Source organism: Ruthenibacterium sp., assembly GCF_017421385.1.
Classification (GTDB): domain Bacteria; phylum Bacillota; class Clostridia; order Oscillospirales; family Ruminococcaceae; genus Ruthenibacterium; species Ruthenibacterium lactatiformans.
Genome location: NZ_JAFOIN010000003.1, coordinates 57,114 through 65,178, shown reverse-complemented (window position 1 = coordinate 65,178; position 8,065 = coordinate 57,114). Strand labels below are relative to the sequence as shown.

Sequence of the window (8,065 nt, the reverse complement as noted above, 5' to 3'; positions counted from 1 at the left end):
TCCCGTGTTGCTCCCGCCACATTAAAACGAAACCTGGCGTTGTTGAACGCCAGGCCTCGCAAAGTTCTGTACTTCCATTCTGCTCAGGAATTATGGGACTTCGAGCTCAATTCCTGTTGCACTTAGTTTGACAATTCACTGCGCTTCGAAAATAAAAACTTCTCACGGCCCGGAAAAGCAGCCAGGGGGCCATAAAGAACAGGGGCGGGCCGCTTTGGCTTTAAGCCGCCGCCCGTATGCCGATCAGCTCTTTCACGTCCGTAAGCACAGCTTCATCGGTTACCGGTATCATCAGCCAGCGGCTGCCGTTGAGCGGGCTGGCCGTGTGGTACAGCTGCCGCACCGGAGGAGAGCAGAGGGGAAGCAGCGCCTCTGCCGCCATGGCTTCCCGCTGGCCGATGCACACAAGGCAGGTGAACGAGCCGGCCGCCGGATACAAGGTACACAGTGCGCGGCCTCCCTTTTTATATTTTACATTCCAGCCCGGCGCCATACCGCAGCGGCTGTATTCGATGCGCGGCACCGTGCGGTAGCCCGATTCCAGCCAGCTGCACAGTGTTTTCCACAGGGGATTGTCCACAAACTCTGCGATATCGCCGGGTGTGGGCTTGCGGTCCTGAGGCCAAAGCGTGTTCCATGTCATGCGAATATCCTCCTTTTGCAATCGGTGTATCCAGTGTAGCATGGCAGGCAGAGCATGTCTACTTTTGGAGAGCACCTCCGGCATCTGTTGGAATAAACAGCGCAAGAACTGCAATGCATTTGAACGAGATATATCCGCACAATGTGATTTTGAGATAGGACAATAACTTCAAAGCCGCCGCTTGCGCGGCTGCGCGTGTATATGGCACACGCCCCTGTGCTGGCGCACAAGGCTTTGGGAACCTTGAACCATGCAAAACCGCATTCAATGCGGTTTTGCTGAAGCCGCTTCGCGGGAGCGTCCGGCACAGCCGGACGCCCTTTTTACGTTTTGTGCGTGCGATAAAAATTTTTCCGGAGTATTGACAAGACACCTGGTACATACTATATTATACATAGTATGTATTGCATAGTATCAGGAAAGGAGCGCACGGAATGGATATCCAACGGAAAAAGGGCCTGCTGGACGTATGCGTGCTGGCGGTGCTGCGCCGGGGACCATCTTATGGCTACAAGATCATCGGGGAGGTATCCTCCTGCATCGAGGTGTCGGAATCCACGCTGTATCCCATCCTGAAGCGTCTGGAGGCAAACGGATACGTCACCACGGACACACAGGAGCACGGCGGCCGTATCCGCAGGTATTTTTACATCACGGACGCGGGCCAGGAACGCATTGATGCATTTCTGGACGAATGGGACGAAGTGAAGCGCATTTATGCATTTATCAAGGGGGAAGAGGTATGAACAGAGAAACGTTTCTCAACGAGCTGATGGCGGGACTGACGCAGCTTGGCCCGGTGGAGCAGCGTCAGGTGGCGGATTATTACAACGAGCTGATTTTCGACGGCGTAGAGAATGGTAAGCCCGAGGAGGAAATCATCGCAGGCTTCGGCGCGCCGGAGGAGATCGCGGCGCAGATTCGTGCCGAATACAAGAGCCAGCAGGCTGTTGAGGGGGCGCCCGGGCAGGGCGCGGTACCGCCTCGTCCGGCATGTCTGGAGTATCCCGCTCAGGAGTCGGTGCATACCGTAGTGGTGGACGCGCGCAACGTGCGTGTGAACGTGCGCGCGGTGCCGGGCGGCGGCGTGCGGGTGTTGTTTCAGCCGAGGGAAAACGACCGTGTCACTGTGGCCGAAAAGGACGGCGCATTCCTGTTTACCCATACCATGTCGATTTTTAATGTATGGAACTGGCTGGACCTGCTGCGCGGGCCGCATGACATCACACTGGAGCTGCCGCTGGACTTTGCCGGCGAGGTATGCGTCAAAACATGCAACGCCGGTATCACGGTCTCGGGCCTTTCAGCCGGAGGGAAGGGCCGGTTTGTAACCAGTAATGCCCGAATCACTGTGGAAAACTGCGTGTTCGGCTCGCTTGCTGCCAAGACCTCGAACGGGCCCATCACGCTGTCCGGCGTGACAGGCGGAGACTGCGAGGCAGCCTCCAACAATGCGCGTATCACAGCCGAGCACTGCCGCTTTGCCGAAAAGCTGTGGATGCAGACGAGCAACGGGCCTGTCCGCGCCGAGGATGTGGAGGCGCCGGACCTCACGTTCAAAACAGCCAACGCCGCCATTACGGGAACGGTCGTGGGGGATATGCGGGATTACGCCATCAGCAGCCGCACCAGCAATGCGCAGAACAACCTGCCCATGGATTGTGCCTATGAGGACCAGGCCAAGCGTCTGTGGGCCACCACCAGCAACGGCCGCATCGACGTGCGCTTCGTGTAGCATAGCAGTGCCGCGGACAGGGCCGGACCATTCAACAAAACAGCGCGTGCTTGCCTGACACCGGCAAGCACGCGCTGTTTTGTTATTGTTTTGAGCAGAAAAGAGGTCTGCGGCGGCGGTGGTCCCCCGACGGGACGCGCGAAGGGGAAACGGTCGGACGATGTTACACCGCCTCGTCGTTCACATCCGCGAACTGGCTTTGGTACAGCTCCGCATAGAAGCCTCCCTTGGCAAGCAGCTCTTCGTGTTTGCCTGTCTCTACAATATCTCCGTCCTTCATCACAAGGATGAGGTCCGCGTCGCGGATGGTGGACAGGCGGTGGGCAATGATAAAGCTGGTGCGGCCCTCCATCAGATGGTCCATGGCTTTCTGGATGGCGATCTCCGTGCGGGTATCCACGCTGGAGGTGGCCTCGTCGAAGATGAGGATCTTCGGCTCGGAGACGATGGTGCGGGCGATGGTGAGCAGCTGCTTCTGGCCCTGGCTGATATTGCTGGCTTCCTCGTTGAGCACAGTGTCGTAACCCTGAGGCAGCGTGCGCACAAAGTGGTCCACCTGCGCGGCCTTGGCGGCCGCCAGCACATCCTCGTCCGAAGCCGCAAGGCGGCCGTAGCGGATATTTTCCAGAATGGTGCCGTTGTACAGCCAGGTATCCTGCAGCACCATGCCGAACATATCGCGCAGGTCGTTGCGGGCAAACTGGCGCACATCGTAGCCGTCCAGAAGGATAGCGCCCTCGCTCACGTCGTAAAAACGCATCAGCAGCTTGACCATGGTGGTTTTGCCCGCGCCAGTGGGGCCTACGATGGCTACTTTCTGGCCGGGCTGGATGATGGCGGAAAAGTCGTTGATGATGGTTTTTTCCGGTGTGTACCCGAAATGGACGTGGGCAAATGCAACCTCACCCTGAATCAGGTCCGGCGAGAGAGGCTGCTCGGGGTCGGGCGTTTCCTCCGTCTCGTCCAGAAACTCAAACACGCGCTCGGCGGCCGCGGCTGTCTGCTGCAGCACATTGGAGATGTTGGCGATTTGCTGGATGGGCTGCGTGAAGCTGCGCACATACTGGATAAACGCCTGAATGTCGCCCACGGTGATGGTGCCGTTCAGCGAAAGGAAGCCGCCCAGAATACAGATGCCCACATAGCCCAGGTTGCCGACAAAGTTCATCAGCGGCATCATCATGCCGGAGAGAAACTGGCTTTTCCAGGCCGAGTTATACAGGTTATCGTTGATTTCGTTGAACGTCTTGATGCTTTTTTCTTCACCGTTGAAGGCCGTTACCACCAGATGACCGCCATACATCTCCTCCACGTGTCCGTTGGCGTGGCCCAGATAAGCCTGCTGCTTTTGGAAAAAGGGCTGGCTGCGCTTGACCACGTTGCTGACGATGATGAGGCTCAGCGGCAGGATGCACAGGGCAACCAGCGTCATCAGCGGGCTGATGGTGAGCATCATCACCAGAACGCCGATAAACTGCGTCACGCTGGTGACGATCTGCGTCATGCTCTGGTTGAGTGTCTGCGTCACGGTGTCCACGTCGTTGGTGATGCGGCTGAGCACTTCACCGTTGGGTACACGGTCAAAATAAGCCAGAGGCATGCGGTTGATCTTCTGGCTGATATCCCTGCGCATTCCGTAGCTGATCTGGGTAGAGACTTTTGTCATGATAAAGCCCTGGATATAAGACAGCACGGCTGAGACCAGATATATAATGCCAAGGAAGAGCAGGATGCGGGCCACGGCCTCAAAGTCGATGCCGCCGGTGCCCGTGAGCTGGGCGATGATGCCGTTAAACAGCTCGGTGGTGGCGTTGCCAAGAATTTTCGGGCCGATGATGGAAAACACGGTGGAAGCGATGGCAAACAGCATCACCGCGATGATGGCGGGCAGATATTTGCCCAGGTATGAAATGAGTTTTCCCATGGTGCCTTTGAAGTCCTTGGCTTTTTCACCGGGCATCATGCCGCGGGGGCCGCCGCCCATGGGGCCTCTGTGTTTTTGCTCTGCCATTATGCCAATTCCTCCTTTGAAAGCTGGCTTTCCGCGATCTCACGGTAGGTCTTGCAGCTTGCCAGCAGCTCCCTGTGCGTGCCGATTCCCATAACGCGGCCCTCGTCCAGCACCACGATCTGTTCGGCATGCATGATGGTGGAAACGCGCTGTGCCACGATGAGCACGGTGGCGCCTTCGGTGTAGCCCTTCAATGCCTTGCGCAGCTTTGCGTCTGTTTTGAAATCCAGCGCGGAGAAGGTGTCGTCAAAGATGTAAACAGGCGCTTTCTTTACCAGCGCGCGGGCGATGGAAAGACGCTGGCGCTGTCCGCCCGAAACATTGGTGCCGCCCTGACTGATGGCGGTTTCAAAGCCGTCCGGCAGCTCGTCGATGAATTCTGTGGCCTGGGCCACCTCGGCGGCCCGGCGCAGCACATCCGCGTCGGCGTCCTCGCCGCCGTAACGCAGATTGGAGCTGATGTCCCCGCTGAACAGCACGCCTTTCTGCGGCACATAACCAATGGCGTCGCGCAGCTCATGCTGTGGGATGTCGCGAACGTCCACGCCGTCCACTGTGACGCTGCCGGCCGATACGTCGTAAAAACGGGGAATGAGATTGATAAGCGTGGATTTGCCGCTGCCGGTGGAGCCGATGAAGGCCGTTGTCTCGCCGGGCCGGGCCGTAAATGTTACATGCTCCAGCACATTTTCGTCCGCGCCCTCATAGTGGAAGGAGACGTCGTTGAACTGCACAAGCCCTTTCACTTTTTCCGGCAGGTGCCTGGGCTGGGGCGCGTCCTGCACGCTGCTTTCGCTGGCAAGGACATCCGCGATGCGGCCCGCCGAGACGGAGGCGCGGGGGACCATCACGAACATCATGCTGATCATGAGGAAGCTCATAATGATCTGCATGGTGTACTGGATGAAGGCCATCATGTCGCCCACCTGCATGGCGGAATCCGCGATCTGGTGGCCGCCGACCCATACGATCAGCAGAGAAACGCCGTTCATTACCAGCATCATCACAGGCATCATCGTGGCCATGGCGCGGAACACGAACAGGTTGTTGTCGGCAAGGTCCTTATTGGCTTTGTCGAAGCGTTTCTCTTCAAAATCCTGCGTGGCGAACGCGCGGATGACCATCATGCCTGAAAGATTCTCGCGGCTGACAAGGTTCAGCTTATCCACCAGCTGCTGCATGATCTTGAAGCGGGGCATGGCGATGGCGGAGATCGTGCAGATGAGGCCCAGAATGAGCACTACGGCCAGCGCGATGACCCACGCCATGCTCACGCTTTTGCTCAGGGCCATAATGGTGCCGCCGATTCCGATGATGGGCGCGTAGCACATGATACGCAGGCCCATCGTTACAAGCCCCTGCACCTGCGTCACGTCGTTGGTGCTGCGGGTGATGAGGCTGGCGGTGCCGAATTTGTCGTATTCATTGTTGGTAAAGCTGGTCACTTTTGCGAAAATATCCCGCCGCAGATCCCGCGCGATGCCCGCGCCCATGCGGCTGCCGCAGAAGCCGACGCTGATGGCGCACACGGCCAGCAGAAGGGCCATCAGCAGCATTTTGCCGCCGGTGCGGAAGATATAGCTTGTCTGCATGGCGTCTGTATCCGCGCCAAGCTGCATGTAAAAGCCTTTGGTGAACACGGCGGCCGTCTGGCTGAGCATGCTTTCCGGCGTAGCGGCGGCAGCGGCAATGGCATCGTCTACCATGCCCTGAGGCAGCATGGCAAGCATGGGGACAAGCTCGCCCAGTTTGGACATGTCCATGGCCTTGCTGTCGGTATCGCCGGCAGCGATGTCCTGCCCGCTTTGCTCGGCAAGGTCCTTAACAACAGTCATCAGCGCATAGGACGCACGGCTGAACGCGCTGTCCAGTTGAGCTTGCGTGCTGTCGTCCAGATTCGGAATCTGTCGGTATACATCGGTGTCAGATACCTTGGGCCAATCTGTCACAAACCGATCCCATTCATCCGCCGTCATGTTTGCCTGTTCGGCCAGGACATACTGGCTTTGGGCAAGAGCCCGGTCCTCCTCGGACATAAAGGCGCTCATCAGCTGCAAGCCCTCGGCGGAAACCGCTTTTGGCGCGGCCTCGGTGATACCGCCCTGCTGGATGCCCACATTCACGATATCGCTCATGAGGTTGGGCAAATTAAGATCCACGGCGGCCTGGCAGAACATCAGCACGATGGCCGCCAGCGCGAAGCCGATATAGGGCTTTAGGTAGCGCTTCAATTTCATCATTTGGAATCACTCTCCCGTTCTTCTTCCTGTGCGGCGACCGCCTGCTCCAGCGCAATGGCCAGTTCGCCCAGCAGATGCAAAAGCGTTTCAAAATTTTGGGGGCCAAGATAGTCGATCGACTGGGAAAGAATGCTGCCGAAACGGCGGTAGGCCACTTCCATCACAGTGCGCCCCTCCGGGGTGACGCAGACGCCGATGACACGCCGGTCATCCGGGTCGGGCACGCGCTCCACATAGCCCTGTGCCTCCAGCGCGCTGACGCGCTGGCTCAATGCGGGCAGGCTTTGATGCATGGCGCCCGCAAGCGCGGTCAGCGTAAGAGCGCCATGTTCCTGAGACGGCGTGCAGCTTTGCCCGGGCATTCTGCCGTGGTGGGCAATGGCCATAAGTGTGCCAAACTGAGATTTGCTCAGATGTTCGCACGGGGTGACGCTCTGCCAGGCTTTGCGCACCCGGTCCATCAGCCGGAACAGCTCGGCGGCGTTGTTTTCCAGCCCCTTCATGGTTTACCTCCTGTTGGATTTGCTTGTTAAAAGTTAATATGCCTAATTGTTAACAATTTTAATAATTAGGCTGCTTAACTAATATACGGCAAAATATACCTGTCGTCAAGCGGGAATCGGGAAAGTTCACAAATCATTCAAATTTTTCTGGGCAGAATGCGCAAACGTCTGTTCCACAGGTTATGAAAGCCATCGCCCCCGGTAGGCGCGGGATGCGCCGCCGGGGGCGATGGCTTTTGCAGGAAACGGTCGTTTTTTCTGTCTGTGACGGCCGCGGCCGGGAAAAGGCTGCGGACACGAAAAAGCATAAGGCTATTTTTTTACCTTCATCCGTTTGATGACCTTCAAACGCGTGAATTCTTCGCGTTCATGCTCTTCCAGCGTGCCGGAAATAAATTTGATGTTGCCCTCCAGGCGGGGAATGACCACATTTTCCAGCATGTTGGCGCGGCGCTGTGTCTTTTTGATGGCCATGGCCAACCGGTAAACGCTGTTTTCAATGCCTGCGAGCTGCGCGCAGAGCTGTTTGACTTTATCGAAGCAGACATAGGCGTAGTCGAGCTGGGCATTGCTGCCGGAGAAGCCGTAGTAGGGGTACAGAGGCCGGCTGGCCAGATGCCCGGTGGGCAGGTCCACGCCCATGATGCTGTGTCCCGTGACGGAAAAGCCTTTTTCCTCGGGAACGGCGCCCTCCAGGGCATGCTCGATGCCCAGCGTGATATTGGCGCTCTCCAGCGCTTTGTATGCCTTGATGAACGTGTCGCCGATGGCGCGCTGCATACCGGCCGCTTCGTCGATGAGCTTCATCATCTCGCGCATCAGCACATTGCGTTTGCGGTCCAAAAGGTCGAAGCCCAGTTTTGCCAGCGTCAGGTTTTTTTTGCAGGCGATCAAATTGCCCTTTGTGGGGAAGATCTGTTCGGCCATGGGCTC

7 protein-coding genes are annotated in these 8,065 nt (G+C 57.7%); 2 read left to right on the top strand and 5 right to left on the bottom strand.

The window, feature by feature from the left end; translation table 11 throughout:
- Positions 1 to 220 precede the first annotated feature (220 nt).
- Complete coding sequence (locus tag IIY41_RS00610) at positions 221 to 643, bottom strand: DUF3788 domain-containing protein (protein WP_055081150.1); 423 nt, start codon at positions 641 to 643, stop codon at positions 221 to 223.
- Between the two features lie 434 nt (positions 644 to 1,077).
- Here IIY41_RS00610 and IIY41_RS00605 point away from each other — a divergent pair, with 434 nt between their 5' ends.
- Together IIY41_RS00605 and IIY41_RS00600 are read left to right on the top strand one after the other, a co-directional pair.
- Entirely contained in the window at positions 1,078 to 1,389 is a 312-nt protein-coding gene (locus tag IIY41_RS00605) for a PadR family transcriptional regulator (RefSeq protein WP_009324552.1), read from the top strand.
- Positions 1,386 to 2,378 carry an HAAS signaling domain-containing protein gene (locus tag IIY41_RS00600; RefSeq protein ID WP_287399162.1) on the top strand — a complete coding sequence of 331 codons (993 nt, stop codon included), beginning with the start codon at positions 1,386 to 1,388 and terminating at the stop codon, positions 2,376 to 2,378. Before IIY41_RS00605 ends, IIY41_RS00600 begins: the two co-directional genes overlap by 4 nt.
- Before the next feature lie 163 nt (positions 2,379 to 2,541).
- Here IIY41_RS00600 and IIY41_RS00595 read toward each other — a convergent pair whose 3' ends face one another.
- The 4 genes from IIY41_RS00595 to IIY41_RS00580 all read right to left on the bottom strand — a co-directional run bounded on the left by IIY41_RS00595 (position 2,542) and on the right by IIY41_RS00580 (position 8,059).
- Positions 2,542 to 4,389 (bottom strand): ABC transporter ATP-binding protein, encoded by a 1,848-nt coding sequence (locus IIY41_RS00595; protein WP_055081148.1) that lies wholly within the window; start codon positions 4,387 to 4,389, stop codon positions 2,542 to 2,544.
- Positions 4,389 to 6,629: an ABC transporter ATP-binding protein gene (locus tag IIY41_RS00590; protein WP_119980468.1), complete on the bottom strand. Its 2,241-nt coding sequence runs from the start codon at positions 6,627 to 6,629 to the stop codon at positions 4,389 to 4,391. The genes IIY41_RS00595 and IIY41_RS00590 overlap by 1 nt, the downstream gene beginning before the upstream one ends.
- Positions 6,626 to 7,132: a MarR family winged helix-turn-helix transcriptional regulator gene (locus IIY41_RS00585; RefSeq protein ID WP_009324548.1), complete on the bottom strand. Its 507-nt coding sequence runs from the start codon at positions 7,130 to 7,132 to the stop codon at positions 6,626 to 6,628. Before IIY41_RS00585 ends, IIY41_RS00590 begins: the two co-directional genes overlap by 4 nt.
- 312 nt (positions 7,133 to 7,444) lie before the next feature.
- Complete coding sequence (locus tag IIY41_RS00580; protein ID WP_009324547.1) at positions 7,445 to 8,059, bottom strand: V-type ATP synthase subunit D; 615 nt, start codon at positions 8,057 to 8,059, stop codon at positions 7,445 to 7,447.
- Positions 8,060 to 8,065 lie beyond the last annotated feature (6 nt).

Coding starts and splice junctions, on each gene's coding strand:
- IIY41_RS00610 (WP_055081150.1), bottom strand. CDS start 643: ATGACATGGAACACGCTTTGGCCTCAGGACCGCAAGCCCACACCCGGC.
- IIY41_RS00605 (WP_009324552.1), top strand. CDS start 1,078: ATGGATATCCAACGGAAAAAGGGCCTGCTGGACGTATGCGTGCTGGCG.
- IIY41_RS00600 (WP_287399162.1), top strand. CDS start 1,386: ATGAACAGAGAAACGTTTCTCAACGAGCTGATGGCGGGACTGACGCAG.
- IIY41_RS00595 (WP_055081148.1), bottom strand. CDS start 4,389: ATGGCAGAGCAAAAACACAGAGGCCCCATGGGCGGCGGCCCCCGCGGC.
- IIY41_RS00590 (WP_119980468.1), bottom strand. CDS start 6,629: ATGATGAAATTGAAGCGCTACCTAAAGCCCTATATCGGCTTCGCGCTG.
- IIY41_RS00585 (WP_009324548.1), bottom strand. CDS start 7,132: ATGAAGGGGCTGGAAAACAACGCCGCCGAGCTGTTCCGGCTGATGGAC.
- IIY41_RS00580 (WP_009324547.1), bottom strand. CDS start 8,059: ATGGCCGAACAGATCTTCCCCACAAAGGGCAATTTGATCGCCTGCAAA.